Source organism: Staphylococcus sp. AS1337 (assembly GCF_051408735.1).
Taxonomy (GTDB): domain Bacteria; phylum Bacillota; class Bacilli; order Staphylococcales; family Staphylococcaceae; genus Staphylococcus; species Staphylococcus xylosus_B.
The window spans coordinates 34,016-48,125 of sequence record NZ_JBOIHZ010000007.1; the positions used below are offsets into that span (position 1 = coordinate 34,016).

Annotated in this window: 29 protein-coding genes; all 29 read right to left on the reverse strand. The window is 36.5% G+C overall.

Annotated features, from left to right (window positions below):
- Window positions 1-94: 94 nt before the first annotated feature.
- Window positions 95-463, reverse strand: a complete 369-nt coding sequence (rplQ, locus tag ACSUE0_RS11070) for a 50S ribosomal protein L17 (protein ID WP_017722940.1) — start codon at window positions 461-463, stop codon at window positions 95-97.
- A gap of 18 nt (window positions 464-481) precedes the next feature.
- Window positions 482-1,426, reverse strand: coding sequence for a DNA-directed RNA polymerase subunit alpha (locus tag ACSUE0_RS11075; protein WP_017722939.1), 945 nt, complete (start codon window positions 1,424-1,426; stop codon window positions 482-484).
- A 75-nt stretch (window positions 1,427-1,501) separates the two neighbouring features.
- Window positions 1,502-1,891, reverse strand: coding sequence for a 30S ribosomal protein S11 (gene rpsK / locus ACSUE0_RS11080; protein WP_002482636.1), 390 nt, complete (start codon window positions 1,889-1,891; stop codon window positions 1,502-1,504).
- Window positions 1,892-1,914: 23 nt separating this feature from the next.
- Window positions 1,915-2,280 (reverse strand): 30S ribosomal protein S13, encoded by a 366-nt coding sequence (gene rpsM, locus ACSUE0_RS11085; protein WP_002482635.1) that lies wholly within the window; start codon window positions 2,278-2,280, stop codon window positions 1,915-1,917.
- Window positions 2,281-2,301: 21 nt separating this feature from the next.
- On the reverse strand, window positions 2,302-2,415 hold the full coding sequence (rpmJ, locus tag ACSUE0_RS11090) for a 50S ribosomal protein L36 (protein WP_002471372.1): 114 nt from the start codon (window positions 2,413-2,415) through the stop codon (window positions 2,302-2,304).
- Window positions 2,416-2,446: 31 nt separating this feature from the next.
- The gene (gene infA / locus ACSUE0_RS11095) at window positions 2,447-2,665 is read right to left on the reverse strand and encodes a translation initiation factor IF-1 (protein ID WP_001118443.1); all 219 of its coding nucleotides are present in this window, start codon (window positions 2,663-2,665) and stop codon (window positions 2,447-2,449) included.
- Between the two features lie 173 nt (window positions 2,666-2,838).
- Window positions 2,839-3,489 (reverse strand): adenylate kinase, encoded by a 651-nt coding sequence (locus ACSUE0_RS11100; protein ID WP_017722938.1) that lies wholly within the window; start codon window positions 3,487-3,489, stop codon window positions 2,839-2,841.
- Between the two features lie 17 nt (window positions 3,490-3,506).
- Window positions 3,507-4,799, reverse strand: a complete 1,293-nt coding sequence (gene secY / locus ACSUE0_RS11105) for a preprotein translocase subunit SecY (RefSeq protein WP_042362261.1) — start codon at window positions 4,797-4,799, stop codon at window positions 3,507-3,509.
- Window positions 4,799-5,239, reverse strand: coding sequence for a 50S ribosomal protein L15 (rplO, locus tag ACSUE0_RS11110; protein WP_017722936.1), 441 nt, complete (start codon window positions 5,237-5,239; stop codon window positions 4,799-4,801). Before rplO ends, secY begins: the two co-directional genes overlap by 1 nt.
- A gap of 18 nt (window positions 5,240-5,257) precedes the next feature.
- Window positions 5,258-5,437 carry a 50S ribosomal protein L30 gene (gene rpmD / locus ACSUE0_RS11115; protein ID WP_002482630.1) on the reverse strand — a complete coding sequence of 60 codons (180 nt, stop codon included), beginning with the start codon at window positions 5,435-5,437 and terminating at the stop codon, window positions 5,258-5,260.
- Window positions 5,438-5,453: 16 nt separating this feature from the next.
- A complete protein-coding gene (gene rpsE / locus ACSUE0_RS11120) occupies window positions 5,454-5,951 on the reverse strand; it encodes a 30S ribosomal protein S5 (RefSeq protein WP_017722935.1) in 498 nt (165 codons plus the stop codon).
- Window positions 5,952-5,971: 20 nt separating this feature from the next.
- A complete protein-coding gene (gene rplR / locus ACSUE0_RS11125) occupies window positions 5,972-6,334 on the reverse strand; it encodes a 50S ribosomal protein L18 (RefSeq protein ID WP_017722934.1) in 363 nt (120 codons plus the stop codon).
- Between the two features lie 31 nt (window positions 6,335-6,365).
- A complete protein-coding gene (gene rplF / locus ACSUE0_RS11130) occupies window positions 6,366-6,902 on the reverse strand; it encodes a 50S ribosomal protein L6 (RefSeq protein ID WP_017722933.1) in 537 nt (178 codons plus the stop codon).
- Between the two features lie 27 nt (window positions 6,903-6,929).
- A complete protein-coding gene (gene rpsH, locus ACSUE0_RS11135) occupies window positions 6,930-7,328 on the reverse strand; it encodes a 30S ribosomal protein S8 (RefSeq protein WP_017722932.1) in 399 nt (132 codons plus the stop codon).
- Window positions 7,329-7,359: 31 nt separating this feature from the next.
- A complete protein-coding gene (locus ACSUE0_RS11140) occupies window positions 7,360-7,545 on the reverse strand; it encodes a type Z 30S ribosomal protein S14 (protein ID WP_002482625.1) in 186 nt (61 codons plus the stop codon).
- 21 nt (window positions 7,546-7,566) lie between these two features.
- Window positions 7,567-8,106 carry a 50S ribosomal protein L5 gene (gene rplE, locus ACSUE0_RS11145; protein ID WP_119613150.1) on the reverse strand — a complete coding sequence of 180 codons (540 nt, stop codon included), beginning with the start codon at window positions 8,104-8,106 and terminating at the stop codon, window positions 7,567-7,569.
- A gap of 25 nt (window positions 8,107-8,131) precedes the next feature.
- Complete coding sequence (gene rplX, locus ACSUE0_RS11150; RefSeq protein ID WP_017722930.1) at window positions 8,132-8,449, reverse strand: 50S ribosomal protein L24; 318 nt, start codon at window positions 8,447-8,449, stop codon at window positions 8,132-8,134.
- A gap of 42 nt (window positions 8,450-8,491) precedes the next feature.
- On the reverse strand, window positions 8,492-8,860 hold the full coding sequence (rplN, locus tag ACSUE0_RS11155) for a 50S ribosomal protein L14 (RefSeq protein ID WP_002482622.1): 369 nt from the start codon (window positions 8,858-8,860) through the stop codon (window positions 8,492-8,494).
- A gap of 31 nt (window positions 8,861-8,891) precedes the next feature.
- On the reverse strand, window positions 8,892-9,155 hold the full coding sequence (gene rpsQ, locus ACSUE0_RS11160; RefSeq protein WP_002482621.1) for a 30S ribosomal protein S17: 264 nt from the start codon (window positions 9,153-9,155) through the stop codon (window positions 8,892-8,894).
- A gap of 26 nt (window positions 9,156-9,181) precedes the next feature.
- Complete coding sequence (gene rpmC, locus ACSUE0_RS11165) at window positions 9,182-9,391, reverse strand: 50S ribosomal protein L29 (protein WP_119613149.1); 210 nt, start codon at window positions 9,389-9,391, stop codon at window positions 9,182-9,184.
- On the reverse strand, window positions 9,381-9,815 hold the full coding sequence (gene rplP / locus ACSUE0_RS11170) for a 50S ribosomal protein L16 (protein ID WP_017722929.1): 435 nt from the start codon (window positions 9,813-9,815) through the stop codon (window positions 9,381-9,383). The genes rpmC and rplP overlap by 11 nt, the downstream gene beginning before the upstream one ends.
- Before the next feature lie 2 nt (window positions 9,816-9,817).
- On the reverse strand, window positions 9,818-10,471 hold the full coding sequence (gene rpsC / locus ACSUE0_RS11175; protein WP_017722928.1) for a 30S ribosomal protein S3: 654 nt from the start codon (window positions 10,469-10,471) through the stop codon (window positions 9,818-9,820).
- Window positions 10,472-10,495: 24 nt separating this feature from the next.
- Entirely contained in the window at window positions 10,496-10,849 is a 354-nt protein-coding gene (gene rplV / locus ACSUE0_RS11180; protein ID WP_017722927.1) for a 50S ribosomal protein L22, read from the reverse strand.
- A 28-nt stretch (window positions 10,850-10,877) separates the two neighbouring features.
- Complete coding sequence (gene rpsS / locus ACSUE0_RS11185) at window positions 10,878-11,156, reverse strand: 30S ribosomal protein S19 (RefSeq protein ID WP_017722926.1); 279 nt, start codon at window positions 11,154-11,156, stop codon at window positions 10,878-10,880.
- 64 nt (window positions 11,157-11,220) lie between these two features.
- Window positions 11,221-12,054 (reverse strand): 50S ribosomal protein L2, encoded by an 834-nt coding sequence (gene rplB, locus ACSUE0_RS11190; protein WP_017722925.1) that lies wholly within the window; start codon window positions 12,052-12,054, stop codon window positions 11,221-11,223.
- A gap of 31 nt (window positions 12,055-12,085) precedes the next feature.
- Window positions 12,086-12,361, reverse strand: coding sequence for a 50S ribosomal protein L23 (gene rplW / locus ACSUE0_RS11195; RefSeq protein WP_002482614.1), 276 nt, complete (start codon window positions 12,359-12,361; stop codon window positions 12,086-12,088).
- A complete protein-coding gene (rplD, locus tag ACSUE0_RS11200) occupies window positions 12,361-12,984 on the reverse strand; it encodes a 50S ribosomal protein L4 (RefSeq protein ID WP_029378518.1) in 624 nt (207 codons plus the stop codon). The genes rplW and rplD overlap by 1 nt, the downstream gene beginning before the upstream one ends.
- Before the next feature lie 26 nt (window positions 12,985-13,010).
- Window positions 13,011-13,670, reverse strand: coding sequence for a 50S ribosomal protein L3 (gene rplC / locus ACSUE0_RS11205; protein ID WP_017722923.1), 660 nt, complete (start codon window positions 13,668-13,670; stop codon window positions 13,011-13,013).
- Between the two features lie 27 nt (window positions 13,671-13,697).
- The gene (gene rpsJ / locus ACSUE0_RS11210) at window positions 13,698-14,006 is read right to left on the reverse strand and encodes a 30S ribosomal protein S10 (protein ID WP_002482611.1); all 309 of its coding nucleotides are present in this window, start codon (window positions 14,004-14,006) and stop codon (window positions 13,698-13,700) included.
- Between the last annotated feature and the right edge of the window lie 104 nt (window positions 14,007-14,110).

Here is a 14,110-nt window from a genome sequence, read left to right on the forward strand (position 1 = left end):
TTGATGGGGTACTCTGAGCTAGACAATATTTGTATGTGGCAAACATTATCGTTGCACTCATTTGCTTTATACATAGTAGTTACGTATATTTAAATTAAACTAATTCAATAATTACTGATTCAGCGCCATCGCCGCGACGAGGACCTGCTTTAAGAATACGAGTGTAACCGCCTTGACGTTCTGTATAACGTTCAGCAACTTCACCAAATAATTTTTGTAATGCAGTTTGAGTTGATTCATCATCATTTAAGATTTCAACATTGCGTAAAGTTTTAGCAGCTTGACGACGAGAAGCTAAATCTCCTTTTTTACCTAAAGTGATTAATTTTTCAACCACACTACGTAATTCTTTTGCACGCGCTTCTGTAGTTTCAATGCGTTCGCTAACGATAAGTGAAGTAGCTAAATCGCGTAACATCGCTTTACGTTGATCAGAAGTACGACCTAATTTTCTGTAACCCATGAGTTAACCTCCTTTATATTAATCTTCTTTTCTTAAACCTAGACCTAAATCTTCGAGTTTGTATTTAACTTCTTCTAAAGATTTACGACCTAAATTACGTACTTTCATCATATCTGCTTCAGATTTATCTGCTAATTCTTGAACAGAGTTAATGCCTGCACGTTTTAAACAGTTGTAAGAACGCACTGATAAGTCTAATTCTTCAATAGACATTTCAAGTACTTTTTCTTTTTGATCTTCTTCTTTTTCAATCATGATTTCAGCATTTTGCGCTTCATCAGTTAATCCAACGAAGATATTCAGATGTTCAGTTAGGATTTTTGCAGCCAATGAAACAGATTCTTGTGGTGTGATTGAACCATTAGTCCAAACATCCAAAGTTAACTTATCAAAATCACTGCTTTGACCCACACGCGTATTTTCTACAGTATAGTTAACACGTTCTACTGGTGAATAAAGTGAGTCCACTGGAATTACACCAATTGGTAAATCACTAGTTTTGTTTTGTTCTGCTAATGCGTAACCTCTACCCTTATTAGCAACTAGACGGATTTTTAAATGTCCACCTTTTGATACTGTTGCAATTTTAATCTCAGGATTTAAAATTTCAACATCACTATCGTGAGTAATGTCACTTGCAGTTACATCGCCTTCATCTTTAACATCAATTTCTAAAGTTTTGTCTTCTTCAGAATAGATTTTTAATGCAAGTTTTTTGATGTTCATAATAATTGTAGAAACATCTTCAACGACATTATCTATTGCTGAAAATTCGTGTAACACGCCTTCGATTTCAATGTACTTAACGGCTGCACCTGGTAATGAAGATAGTAGGATACGACGTAAGGAGTTTCCTAGTGTAGTACCGTAGCCACGTTCTAGTGGTTCAACAACGAACTTACCGAATTTAGCATCATCACTAATTTCAATTGTTTCAATTCTAGGTTTTTCGATTTCAATCATTTACAATATCCTCCTTGATTACGTCGACTTGATATATACTGTATTTCTCAGTGACCTGCGACAATAACAATAAAATTATACGCGACGACGTTTTGGTGGACGACAACCATTATGTGGTACTGGAGTAACGTCACGAATTGCAGTTACTTCTAATCCAGCTGATTGTAACGCACGGATAGCTGATTCACGACCAGGACCTGGGCCTTTTACAGTAACTTCAACAGATTTTAAACCGTGTTCCATCGCTGTTTTTGAAGCAGTTTCAGAAGCCATTTGAGCTGCAAATGGTGTTGATTTTTTTGATCCTTTAAAGCCTAGTGCACCTGCTGATGACCATGATAACGCGTTACCAAATTCATCAGTAATAGTTACGATTGTATTATTGAATGTTGAACGGATGTGAGCCACACCATTTTCAATATTCTTTTTCACTCTACGTTTACGAGATACTTGTTTACGTGCCATTTAAATTTTGCCTCCTTTACCTATTATTTTTTCTTGTTAGCTACAGTTTTAACTGGGCCTTTACGAGTACGAGCATTGTTTTTCGTTTTTTGTCCGCGAACTGGTAATCCACGACGGTGACGGATACCACGGTATGATGAGATTTCCATTAAACGTTTAATGTTTAAGTTCTGCTCACGACGTAAGTCACCTTCTACTTTATAGTTGTCAACTACTTCACGGATACGACCTAATTCATCATCAGTTAAATCTTTAACGCGTGTTTCAGGTGATACGTTAGCTTCTTCAGCAATTTTATTTGCTGTAGTAGTACCGATACCATACACATAAGTTAATGAAATAACAATACGTTTTTCACGTGGAATATCTACTCCTGCAATACGTGCCATAATTAATTACACCTCTCTTTATTAGCCTTGTTTTTGTTTATGTTTTGGATTGCTACAAATTACCATTACTTTACCTTTACGTTTAATGACTTTACATTTTTCGCAAATTGGTTTTACTGATGGTCTTACTTTCATTTTAATACCTCCCTATATTATGGAGTGACGATTATTTATAACGATACGTAATTCTTCCGCGCGTTAAATCGTACGGAGACATTTCAACTGTTACTTTGTCGCCAGGTAGAATACGAATATAATTCATTCTGATCTTACCACTCACATGAGCCAATATCTCATGACCATTTTCTAATTCTACTTTAAACATTGCATTCGGTAAAGTATCTAATACAGTACCTTCTAATTCAATTACATCTTGTTTAGCCATTAATTAACTTCCCCCTTTTTGAAATAGTTGGTTATCGTCAAAAAATCAACTCTAACCATACGAGTCTATAAGTGTTGTTAATCAGTTTAACAAAATTAAATGAATTACGTTAACGCATGGTCACTCTTATTTAATTATACCTTTAGCATTACATAGACCGTACAAAGTTGACTTTATTTTAAATTCTCTAAGATATCAATTACGTCTTTAGTGACTACGTTAATATCTCTAGAACCATCAATGTTTTTTAAAACATTTTTATTATCATAGAATTCTAAGATAGGTTTAGATTGTTTAACATTGACATTTAAACGATTTGCAACTGTTTCTGGGTTGTCATCTTCACGTTGATACAATTTACCGCCGTCAAGATCACAAATTCCATCAACTTTTGGAGGATTGAATACAAGATGATAAGTTGTTCCGCATTTTTCACAGATCCTACGACCAGTAAGGCGGTTCATTAATTCTTCTTCAGGTACCTCTATATTGATAACAGCATCAATTTTTCTATCTAATTCTTGCATAATATTACTTAATGCTTCAGCTTGTTCAATAGTACGAGGAAAGCCGTCAAGTAAGAATCCTTTTTTTGCATCGTCTTCAGATATTCTATCTTTTACGATACCCACAGTAACTTCATCAGGGACTAATTCTCCACGATCCATGTATGATTTAGCTTCTTTACCTAAATCAGTTTCATCTTTAATCGCTTTTCTGAACATGTCGCCAGTAGATATGTGTGGAATTGGGAATTTCTTAACAATTTCACTCGCTTGAGTTCCTTTACCTGCACCAGGTAAACCCATTAAAATGATATTCATAAGTGCCCTCCTACAATTTATCTACCACCAAAGCCTCTATAGTCTTTTTGGCTCACTTGAGCTTCTAGACTTTTCATTGTTTCAATCGCTACACCAATTACAATCAGTAAGCTAGTACCACCAACCTGAATAGATTGAGGTAAACTCATAACTTTAGTTGCAATAATTGGAAGAATCGCAATTACAGCTAAGAATATCGATCCTACAAATGTTAAACGATAGAGAACTCTAGTAATATATAGTTTTGTTTGTTCGCCAGGTCTAATACCTGGGACATAGCTTCCTTGTTTCTTAAGGTTATCAGCCATCTTTTCAGGATTGACTTGGACAAATGCATAGAAATATGCGAATGCAATAATAAGCACCACATATACAATCATACCGATGTTATTCGATGGATTTGCCACGTCAGATATCCGTTGCGCCCAACTAGCGTCAGGGAAGAACAATGTTAAAGTTCTTGGTAACAAGAAGAACGCCATTGCAAAGATAACTGGAATAACCCCTGCAGAGTTAACTTTCAAAGGTAAATATGTTGCTTGTGAACCTAATCGTTGTGTTGATTGTTTCTTCGCATATTGAATTGGAATTTTACGAATAGCTTGTAATACAAATATTGCGCCAACCGTCAATAATATCATGCCAATAATTAATCCAATTACTTTCAACCATGCCATAGAAGTATCATCTTGACCAACGAAGGCCTGTTGATAAAACTGTATTAATGATGAAGGTAATGAAGACAAAATACCTGCGAAGATAATAATGGATATACCATTACCAACACCGAATTGAGTGATTTGTTCACCTAACCAAATTAGGAACGCAGTACCAGCTGTTAATACAACAGCAATTAATAAATAGCTAAAGATTGATTGATCCATGATCAATTGACCTTTAAGATAATTATTAAATTGGAACGCCATTCCAATTGATTGGATAAAAGCAAGTACAATCGCAAAATAACGAGTTACGTTATTAAGTTTCTTTCTACCTGCCTCACCTTGTTTTGCCCACTCTGAAAACTTCGGAATAATATCCATTTGTAATAACTGCATTACAATTGATGCAGTTATATAAGGCATTATACCCATGGCAAAGATAGAAAAGTTCTTCAAGGCTCCGCCACCAAATGTATTTAACAAGTCAGTGACACCTTGAGAACCTTGTTGACTGTCAAAAGCAGCTGGATTTACACCAGGTGCTGGAATATAAGTACCTATTTTAAAAATAACTAACATTGCGAGAGTAAAAAAGATCTTGTTACGAACTTCTTTAGTTTTAAAGAAATTCACAAGCGTTTCAAACATTAGATCACCTCGTGTGCTCCGCCTTTTGCATCAATAGCTTCTGCTGCAGATGCAGAGAATTTGTTAGCTTTAACAGTTAATTTCTTATCAAGTGAACCGTTACCTAGTACTTTAATACCAGATTTCTCACTCTTAACTACACCAGATTCTACTAATAAAGCAGGAGTTACTTCAGTACCATCTTCAAATTTATTAAGTTGGTCTAAGTTAACAATAGCATATTCTTTACGGTTAATGTTAGTAAAACCTCGTTTTGGTAAGCGACGGAATAATGGTAATTGACCACCTTCGAAGCCTGGTCTTACACTACCACCTGAACGTGCTTTTTGACCTTTTTGTCCACGACCACTAGTTTTACCGTTACCAGTAGCTGCACCACGACCAACGCGGTTACGAACTTTACGAGAACCTTCTGCCGGTTTTAACTCATGTAATTTCATTTCGGCACCTCCTTAAAATTATTTTTCTTCTACTGTCACTAAGTGACTTACTTTGTTGATTTGCCCACGAATAGCAGGGTTATCTTCAACGACTACTGAAGAGTTTGTTTTTTTCAAACCTAAAGCTTCAACAGTTTTACGTTGTGTTTCTGGACGACCTATAACACTACGAGTGAGGGTAATTTGTAATTTAGCCATAACTTATTTTCCCTCCTTAATTGTATAATTCTTCTACTGATTTGCCACGTAATTTCGCAACGTCTTCAGCATTTTTAAGGTTTTTTAATCCGTTGATTGTTGCACGAACCATGTTAATTGGTGTATTTGATCCTAAAGATTTACTTAAGATATCAGTGATACCCGCTAATTCTAATACTGCACGAACAGGGCCACCTGCAATAACACCAGTACCAGGTGCAGCTGGTTTCATAAATACACTGCCTGAACTGAAACGTCCAGTAACTGTGTGAGGTGTAGTACCTTCAACACGTGGAACAACAACTAAATCTTTTTTAGCTGCTTCTACTGCTTTTTTGATTGCTTCTGGTACCTCTTGCGCTTTACCAGTACCGAAACCAACGCGACCGTTTTTATCTCCTACTACTACTAAAGCAGTGAAACGGAAACGACGACCACCTTTTACAACTTTCGCAACACGGTTAATTGTAACAACGCGTTCTTCAAATTCTTTCGCTTCTTCTCTACGAGCCATGTAAATGTCCCTCCTTTAAATTAAAATTCTAAACCATTTTCACGAGCTGCATCTGCTAAGGCTTTAACACGGCCATGGTATAAGTATCCTCCACGGTCAAATACAATTGTTTTTACGCCTTTTTCGCTTGCTCTTTTAGCTACAGTTTCGCCAACTTTAGCTGATAAGTCAACTTTTGAACCTGATTCATTAGCTAAATCTTTTTCTTGTGTTGATGCTTGCGCGATTGTTTTACCATTAACATCATCTATAACTTGTGCATAGATATGTTTGTTTGAACGATAGATATTCAAACGTGGTTTTTCAGCTGTACCAGCTAATTTACTACGTACACGTGAATGTCTTTTTAAACGCACTTTGTTTTTATCAATTTTGCTGATCATCTTAATTCTCCTTTCTATAGAAAGTTATTTATTATTTACCAGTTTTACCTTCTTTACGGCGAACGTATTCACCTTGGTAACGAATTCCTTTACCTTTATAAGGTTCTGGAGGTCTTACTGAACGAATGTTTGAAGCGATAGCTCCAACTTGTTCTTTAGAAATACCAGCAACTGTAACTGTTGTATTTTTTTCTACACCGAAAGTAATACCATCATCAGCTTTGATTTCAACTGGGTGAGAGTAACCAACGTTTAAGATTAAGTCATTACCTTGCATTTGAGCACGGTAACCAACACCAACTAGTTCAAGTGTTTTTTGGTATCCTTCTTTAACACCTTGTATCATATTATTGATTAAAGCACGAGTTGTACCATGTACTGTTCTATCTTCTTTAGAATCAGTTGGTCTTACAACTTCTAAAGTGCTTTCGTCTTGTTTATATGTCATTCTTTCATTCATTGTTCTTGATAATTCACCTTTAGGACCTTTAACAGTAACTGTGTTACCTTCAACACTTACTGTTACGTCGCTAGGGATGTCAATAATTTTTTTACCAACACGACTCATGTTATCGCACCTCCTTATTATTTATTATTACCAAATGTAACCTAAGATTTCTCCACCGATGTTACGTTTTCTAGCTTCTTTGTCAGTGATAACACCTTCTGAAGTAGAAACTAATGCAATACCTAAACCGTTAAGTACTTTAGGTACTTCGTTAGCTTTAGCATATACACGTAAACCAGGTTTTGAGATACGTTTTAATCCAGTGATAACACGCTCATTATTTTGACCATATTTAAGGAATAAACGGATTACCCCTTGTTTATCGTCTTCAACGTATTCTACGTTTTTAATGAAACCTTCACTCTTTAATATTTCAGCAATTTCTTTTTTAATGTTAGAAGCAGGTAATTCTAATTTATCGTGACGCACCATGTTTGCGTTTCTTACACGAGTTAGCATATCTGCAATTGGATCGTTGATTGTCATTGATTGTTGCCTCCTTTCAGACTATTTTCTATTACCAGCTAGCTTTACGAACGCCAGGGATTTGGCCTTTATAAGCTAATTCACGGAAACAAATACGGCATAATTTGAATTTACGATATACAGAATGTGGACGACCACAGCGTTCACAACGAGTATATTCACGTACTTGGAACTTTTGTTTTTTTTGTTGCTTAGCAACCATTGAAGTTTTAGCCACTTAATTAGCCTCCTTTAGAGATTATTTTTGAAATGGCATACCGAATTGTGTTAACAATTCACGAGCTTCCTCGTCAGTGTTAGCAGTAGTTACGATAACGATATCCATTCCTCGTATTTTACTTACGCGATCATAGTCGATTTCAGGGAAAATTAATTGTTCTTTAACACCTAGAGTGTAGTTACCTCTACCGTCGAATGCACTTTTTGATACACCACGGAAGTCACGTACACGTGGAAGTGATACAGCGATTAATTTATCTAAAAAGTCATACATTCTTTCTCCACGAAGTGTTACTTTAGCTCCGATAGGCATACCTTCACGTAAACGGAAAGTTGCTACTGATTTTTTAGCTTTTGTAATTAATGGTTTTTGACCAGTGATTGACTGTAATTCTTCTACAGCGTCATCTAATACTTTAGTATTTTGAACAGCGTCACCGACACCCATATTTACTACGATTTTTTCTATTTTTGGAACTTCCATTACTGAACTATAGTCAAATTGTTTCACTAAGTTTTGAGTAACTTCAGAGTTATATTTTTCTTTTAAACGGTTCACAGTGGATCCTCCTTTCAATTAGTTATTAATTATTAGATTTGATTTCTTCGCCAGATTTTTTAGCTACACGAACTTTTTTACCATCTTCGAATTTATAACCTACGCGAGTTGGTTCATTCGTTTTAGGATCTAATAATTGTACGTTAGAAACATGGATTGCTGCCTCTGTTTCTAAGATTCCACCTTCAGGGTTAAATTGAGTTGGTTTTTGGTGCTTTTTGATAATATTGACACCTTCCACAACGACACGGTCTTTTTTAGGTTCAGTTGAAACAACTTTACCTTCTTTACCTTTGTCTTTACCTGCGATAACTTTAACGTTGTCACCTTTTTTGATATGCATGTGTGGCACCTCCTTAAATTTATATATTTATAAATGTTTTTATTAAAGTACTTCTGGAGCTAATGATACAATTTTCATGAAGTTTCCTTCACGTAATTCACGAGCAACAGGTCCAAAAATACGAGTACCACGTGGGCCTTTGTCATCACGAATGATAACACATGCATTTTCATCGAACTTGATATATGAACCATCATTACGGCGTACGCCTGATTTAGTACGTACAACAACAGCTTTTACTACTTCACCTTTTTTGACAACGCCACCTGGTGTAGCATTTTTAACACTTACTACGATAACGTCACCAATATTAGCTGTTTTACGACCAGATCCACCTAATACTTTAATTGTAAGAACTTCACGTGCACCAGAGTTATCTGCTACTTTTAATCGTGTTTCTTGTTGGATCATGAGTTAAACCTCCTTTATCTTCACTATTTAATTAAATAATTACTGATTCTTCAACAATTTCTACCAAACGGAAACGTTTAGTTGCTGATAAAGGACGAGTCTCTTGTATCTTAACTGTGTCCCCTAATTTAGCTGAGTTGTTTTCATCATGAGTTTTGTATTTTTTAGAGTATTTTACTCGTTTACCATATAACTTGTGTGTTTTGTATGTTTCAACAAGTACAGTTATCGTTTTATCCATTTTATCGGAAACGACTCTACCTACATAAACTTTACGATCATTTCTTTCGCTCACTTTAGTAACCTCCTCTTTCAATTGAATTATTGATTCGTTTTACCTTGTTCAATTTCTCTTTCACGAGCAACAGTTTTTAGACGTGCAATCGTTTTTCTTACTGTGCGAATACGTGCAGTTTCCTCTAATTGACCTGTAGCTAACTGAAAGCGTAGGTTAAAAAGCTCTTCTTTTGAAGATTTGATTTGCTCTTCGATTTCTGAAGTGGTTAAGTCTCTAATTTCCTTAGCTTTCATTTGTTTCACCACCCAATTCTTCACGTTTTACAAACTTAGTTTTAACTGGAAGTTTGTGACTTGCTAAACGTAATGCTTCACGCGCAACTTCTTCGTTAACGCCTGCGATTTCAAATAAAATTCTACCTGGTTTTGCTACTGCAATCCAACCTTCTACTGCACCTTTACCAGCACCCATACGTACTTCTAAAGGTTTTTTAGTGTAAGGTGTATGTGGGAAGATTTTAATCCAAACTTTCCCGCCACGTTTCATATAACGTGTCATTGCAATACGAGCTGATTCGATTTGACGAGATGTGATCCAAGAAGTTGTAGTTGCTTGTAAACCATACTCACCAAATGTTACATAATTACCGCCTTTTGAACGACCAGTTGTTTTAGGACGATGTTGACGACGATATTTTACACGTTTTGGTAGTAACATTATTATTTTCCTCCTTCACTAGTGTTCTTAGTAGGAAGAACTTCTCCACGATAGATCCATACTTTGACACCTAACTTACCGTAAGTTGTGTCTGCTTCTGCATGTGCGTAACCAATGTCAGCACGTAGAGTATGAAGTGGAACAGTTCCTTCTGAATATTGTTCAGCACGAGCGATGTCAGCTCCAGCTAGACGACCTGAAACTTGTGTTTTGATACCTTTAGCACCAAGTTTCATCGCTCTTGTAATTGCTTGTTTTTGTACACGACGGAATGAAGCACGGTTTTCTAATTGACGTGCAATGTTTTCTGCAACAAGTTTAGCATCTAAATCAACTTTTTTGATTTCGATAACATTGATGTGTACTTTTTTGTTTGTTAATGAATTTAATTTATTACGTAATTTTTCAATTTCTGAACCGCCTTTACCGATTACCATACCTGGTTTACCAGTATGAATAGCGATGTTGATACGATTCGCAGCACGTTCGATTTCAACGTGAGAAACTGATGCTTCTGTTAATGCGTTATCAATATACTTACGGATTTTTAAATCTTCGTGTAATAGTGAAGCGAAGTCTTTTTCTGCATACCATTTAGCTTCCCAATCACGGATTACACCAACACGAAGTCCGATTGGATTAATTTTTTGACCCAAAGTGTTCCCTCCTTAAAAAATGTATTAAGCTTCTTTAGCTTCTTCTTTACCGTCACTTACGACGATTGTAATATGGCTTGTACGTTTGTTGATCGCACTTGCACGGCCTTGTGCACGTGGACGGAAACGTTTTAATGTTGGTCCTTCATTAGCATAAGCTTCTTTAACTACTAATTCATCAGTGTTCATGTCGTAGTTATGTTCAGCATTTGCTAAAGCGGACATTAATAATTTTTCAACTACTGGTGATGAAGCTTTGTTCTTTAATTTTAAAATCGCAATAGCTTCTCCAGCATTTTTGCCTCTTATTAGATCTAATACTAATCTAACTTTACGAGGTGCGATTCTTATTGTTTTAGCAACCGCTTTTGCTTCCATTGGAATTTCCTCCTCTACCTGTTAGAAATTATCTTCTAGTTTTTTTGTCGTCTGCAACGTGTCCTTTGAATGTACGAGTTGGTGCGAATTCTCCTAATTTATGACCAACCATATCTTCAGTTACGAATACAGGTACGTGTTTACGTCCGTCATATACAGCGAATGTATGTCCGATAAATTCAGGGAATATAGTTGAACGACGTGACCAAGTTTTGATTACTTGTTTTTTCTCGCTTCCGCTTTGAGCCTCAACTTTTTTCTTTAGATGATCGTCAGCGAAAGGTCCTTTTTTAATACTACGAGCCATAGTGGCGCCTCCCTTCTTATTGTGTGCGTGCGGCTTTTAAGCCACACACGCAAATAAGTCATTTTTATTTTTTCTTACGTCCACGAACGATAAGTTTGTCAGATGATTTTTTACCACGACGAGTTTTCTTACCAAGCGTAGGTTTACCCCAAGGTGACATTGGAGATGGTCTACCGATAGGTGCACGACCTTCACCACCACCGTGTGGGTGATCGTTAGGGTTCATTACAGAACCACGAACTGTTGGGCGAATGCCTTTCCATCTAGAACGTCCTGCTTTACCAACGTTTACAAGTTCATGTTGGATGTTACCAACTTGTCCAATTGTAGCACGGCAAGTTGAAAGAATCATACGTACTTCGCCAGATCTTAATCTGATTAATACATATTTACCTTCTTTACCAAGTACTTGCGCACTAGCACCAGCTGAACGAGCAATTTGTCCACCTTTACCAGGTTTTAACTCGATGTTGTGGATTACAGTACCTACTGGAATGAATTGTAATGGTAATGCATTACCTAATTTAATGTCTGCTTCTTCACCGCTTTCAAGTACTTGACCTACTTTTAGGTTTTTTGGAGCGATGATATAGCGTTTCTCACCATCAGCATAAACTAATAATGCAATGTTAGCTGAACGGTTTGGATCATATTGGATTGAATCAACTTTAGCGTTGATACCATCTTTATTACGTTTGAAATCAATAACACGGTATTGACGTTTATGTCCTCCACCATGATGGCGAACTGTCAATTTACCTTGGTTATTTCGTCCCGCTTTTTTCGGTAGCGGTTGTAATAATGACTTTTCAGGTGTAGTTTTCGTAATTTCAGCGAAATCTAAACTAGTCATATTACGACGACCATTAGTAATTGGCTTATATTTTTTTAGAGCCATTGTCGTTTACCTCCTTATTGGTAATCTTTTTTTAGTTGAATAGATCGATTGATCCTTCTTTTAATTTAACGATTGCTACACGTCTCTTGTTTGTATAGCCTTGGTAACGGCCCATACGTTTTTTCTTTGGTTTGTAGTTAATGATGTTTACATTATCAACTTTAACGTCAAAGATTTCTTCAACAGCGATTTTAACTTGTGTTTTATTAGCACGAGTATCAACGTCGAATGTGTATTTATCTTCAGCCATAGCAGCAGAAGATTTTTCAGTGATTACGGGGCGCTTAAGAACGTCTCTTGCTTCCATTATCCGAGCACCTCCTCAACTTTTTTAGCAGCTGCTTCTGTAATTACTACACTGTCAGCGCTTGTGATATCTAGAACGTTTAAACCTTGAGCTGTAGTAACTTGTACACCAGGAATGTTACGTGCTGATAAAGCAACGTTTACATCTTCTGATTCTGTAACTACTAATACTTTTTTAGGTTGTTCTAAATTAGAAAGTACAGTTTTGAACTCTTTTGTTTTTGGAGCATCTAAGTTTAATGCATCTACTACAGTTAAACCTTTTTCTTGTACTTTGAAAGATAATGCTGAGCGTAATGCTAAACGACGCATTTTCTTAGGCATTTTGTATGAGTAACTTCTTGGTGTTGGTCCGAATACGACACCACCACCACGCCATTGTGGAGCACGGATTGTACCTTGACGCGCACGTCCTGTACCTTTTTGTCTCCATGGTTTACGTCCACCACCACGTACTGCTGAACGATTCTTAACAGCATGTGTACCTTGGCGTAATGAAGCACGTTGTAAGTTAATCGCTTCAAAAAGAACATTGTTGTTTGGTTCGATTGCAAATACTGCATCGCTTAGTTCAACTGAACCTGATTTAGATCCATCTACTTTTAATACATCATAATTAGCCATTATGCAATTCCTCCTTTCGTATTATATTATTTATTACCTTTAATTGATGTTGTAATTTCTACAAAACCTTTTTTAGGACCAGGTACATTACCTTTTACTAAAATAACATTGTTTTCAGCGTCAATTTGAACTACTTCTAAGTTTTGAACTGTTACAGTGTTACCGCCCATACGTCCAGGCATTTTTTGTCCTTTAAAGACTCTTGAAGCGTCTGATGCCATACCTACAGAACCTGGGGCTCTGTGGAAATGAGAACCATGTGACATTGGACCACGTGCTTGATTATGACGTTTAATGGCACCTTGGAAACCTTTACCTTTAGATACGCCTGTTACATCAATTACGTCTCCAGCTTCAAATGTATCAACTGAGACTTCTTGACCTACTTCGTATTCATCAACGTTAACGTTTCTGAATTCACGAATGAAGCGCTTAGGTGCTGTGCCTGCTTTTTTAGCATGGCCTTCAGCTGGTTTATTTGCATATTTATTACTTTTGCTATCTTTTTTGTAAGCTTGTTTGTCTTCGTAGCCTACTTGAATAGCGTTGTATCCGTCGATCTCTTCAGATTTCTTTTGTAATACAACGTTTTGGCTTGCTTCTACTACTGTTACAGGAATTAGATCACCGTTTTCTCCGAAAACTTGTGTCATCCCGATTTTTCTTCCTAAGATTCCTTTGGTCATCGAAAGTCCACCTCCTAATTTTTTCTATTATAATTTGATTTCGATGTCTACGCCAGATGGTAAGTTTAGGCCCATAAGAGCATCAACTGTTTTTGGTGTAGGGTTAACAATATCGATTAAACGTTTATGAGTACGTTGTTCGAACTGCTCACGTGAATCTTTGTACTTATGCACGGCACGAATTACAGTATAAACTGATCTTTCAGTCGGTAACGGAATTGGTCCAGAAACATCTGCACCAGAACGTTTTGCTGTTTCAACAATTTTTTCTGCTGATTGATCGATTACTCGATGGTCATAAGCTTTTAATCTGATTCTGATTTTTTGTTTTGCCATAATTTTCCCTCCTTATTCGTCTACATTTAAGTGATAGACTTCTCCACGAAAACTATCTCACACAGCGCCATGGCAAAGCGGCCGGGTGTGTCAGTAACCTTTCG

Coding starts and splice junctions, on each gene's coding strand:
- rplQ (WP_017722940.1), bottom strand. CDS start 463: ATGGGTTACAGAAAATTAGGTCGTACTTCTGATCAACGTAAAGCGATG.
- ACSUE0_RS11075 (WP_017722939.1), bottom strand. CDS start 1,426: ATGATTGAAATCGAAAAACCTAGAATTGAAACAATTGAAATTAGTGAT.
- rpsK (WP_002482636.1), bottom strand. CDS start 1,891: ATGGCACGTAAACAAGTATCTCGTAAACGTAGAGTGAAAAAGAATATT.
- rpsM (WP_002482635.1), bottom strand. CDS start 2,280: ATGGCACGTATTGCAGGAGTAGATATTCCACGTGAAAAACGTATTGTT.
- rpmJ (WP_002471372.1), bottom strand. CDS start 2,415: ATGAAAGTAAGACCATCAGTAAAACCAATTTGCGAAAAATGTAAAGTC.
- infA (WP_001118443.1), bottom strand. CDS start 2,665: ATGGCTAAACAAGATGTAATTGAATTAGAAGGTACTGTATTAGATACT.
- ACSUE0_RS11100 (WP_017722938.1), bottom strand. CDS start 3,489: ATGAATATCATTTTAATGGGTTTACCTGGTGCAGGTAAAGGAACTCAA.
- secY (WP_042362261.1), bottom strand. CDS start 4,799: ATGTTTGAAACGCTTGTGAATTTCTTTAAAACTAAAGAAGTTCGTAAC.
- rplO (WP_017722936.1), bottom strand. CDS start 5,239: ATGAAATTACATGAGTTAAAACCGGCAGAAGGTTCTCGTAAAGTTCGT.
- rpmD (WP_002482630.1), bottom strand. CDS start 5,437: ATGGCTAAATTACAAATTACCCTCACTCGTAGTGTTATAGGTCGTCCA.
- rpsE (WP_017722935.1), bottom strand. CDS start 5,951: ATGGCTCGTAGAGAAGAAGCGAAAGAATTTGAAGAACGCGTTGTTACA.
- rplR (WP_017722934.1), bottom strand. CDS start 6,334: ATGATCAGCAAAATTGATAAAAACAAAGTGCGTTTAAAAAGACATTCA.
- rplF (WP_017722933.1), bottom strand. CDS start 6,902: ATGAGTCGTGTTGGTAAAAAAATTATTGACATCCCTAGCGACGTAACA.
- rpsH (WP_017722932.1), bottom strand. CDS start 7,328: ATGACAATCAACGATCCAATTGCAGATATGCTAACTCGTGTAAGAAAC.
- rplX (WP_017722930.1), bottom strand. CDS start 8,449: ATGCATATCAAAAAAGGTGACAACGTTAAAGTTATCGCAGGTAAAGAC.
- rplN (WP_002482622.1), bottom strand. CDS start 8,860: ATGATCCAACAAGAAACACGATTAAAAGTAGCAGATAACTCTGGTGCA.
- rpmC (WP_119613149.1), bottom strand. CDS start 9,391: ATGAAAGCTAAGGAAATTAGAGACTTAACCACTTCAGAAATCGAAGAG.
- rplP (WP_017722929.1), bottom strand. CDS start 9,815: ATGTTACTACCAAAACGTGTAAAATATCGTCGTCAACATCGTCCTAAA.
- rplV (WP_017722927.1), bottom strand. CDS start 10,849: ATGGAAGCAAAAGCGGTTGCTAAAACAATAAGAATCGCACCTCGTAAA.
- rpsS (WP_017722926.1), bottom strand. CDS start 11,156: ATGGCTCGTAGTATTAAAAAAGGACCTTTCGCTGACGATCATCTAAAG.
- rplB (WP_017722925.1), bottom strand. CDS start 12,054: ATGGCTCTAAAAAAATATAAGCCAATTACTAATGGTCGTCGTAATATG.
- rplW (WP_002482614.1), bottom strand. CDS start 12,361: ATGGAAGCAAGAGACGTTCTTAAGCGCCCCGTAATCACTGAAAAATCT.
- rplD (WP_029378518.1), bottom strand. CDS start 12,984: ATGGCTAATTATGATGTATTAAAAGTAGATGGATCTAAATCAGGTTCA.
- rplC (WP_017722923.1), bottom strand. CDS start 13,670: ATGACCAAAGGAATCTTAGGAAGAAAAATCGGGATGACACAAGTTTTC.
- rpsJ (WP_002482611.1), bottom strand. CDS start 14,006: ATGGCAAAACAAAAAATCAGAATCAGATTAAAAGCTTATGACCATCGA.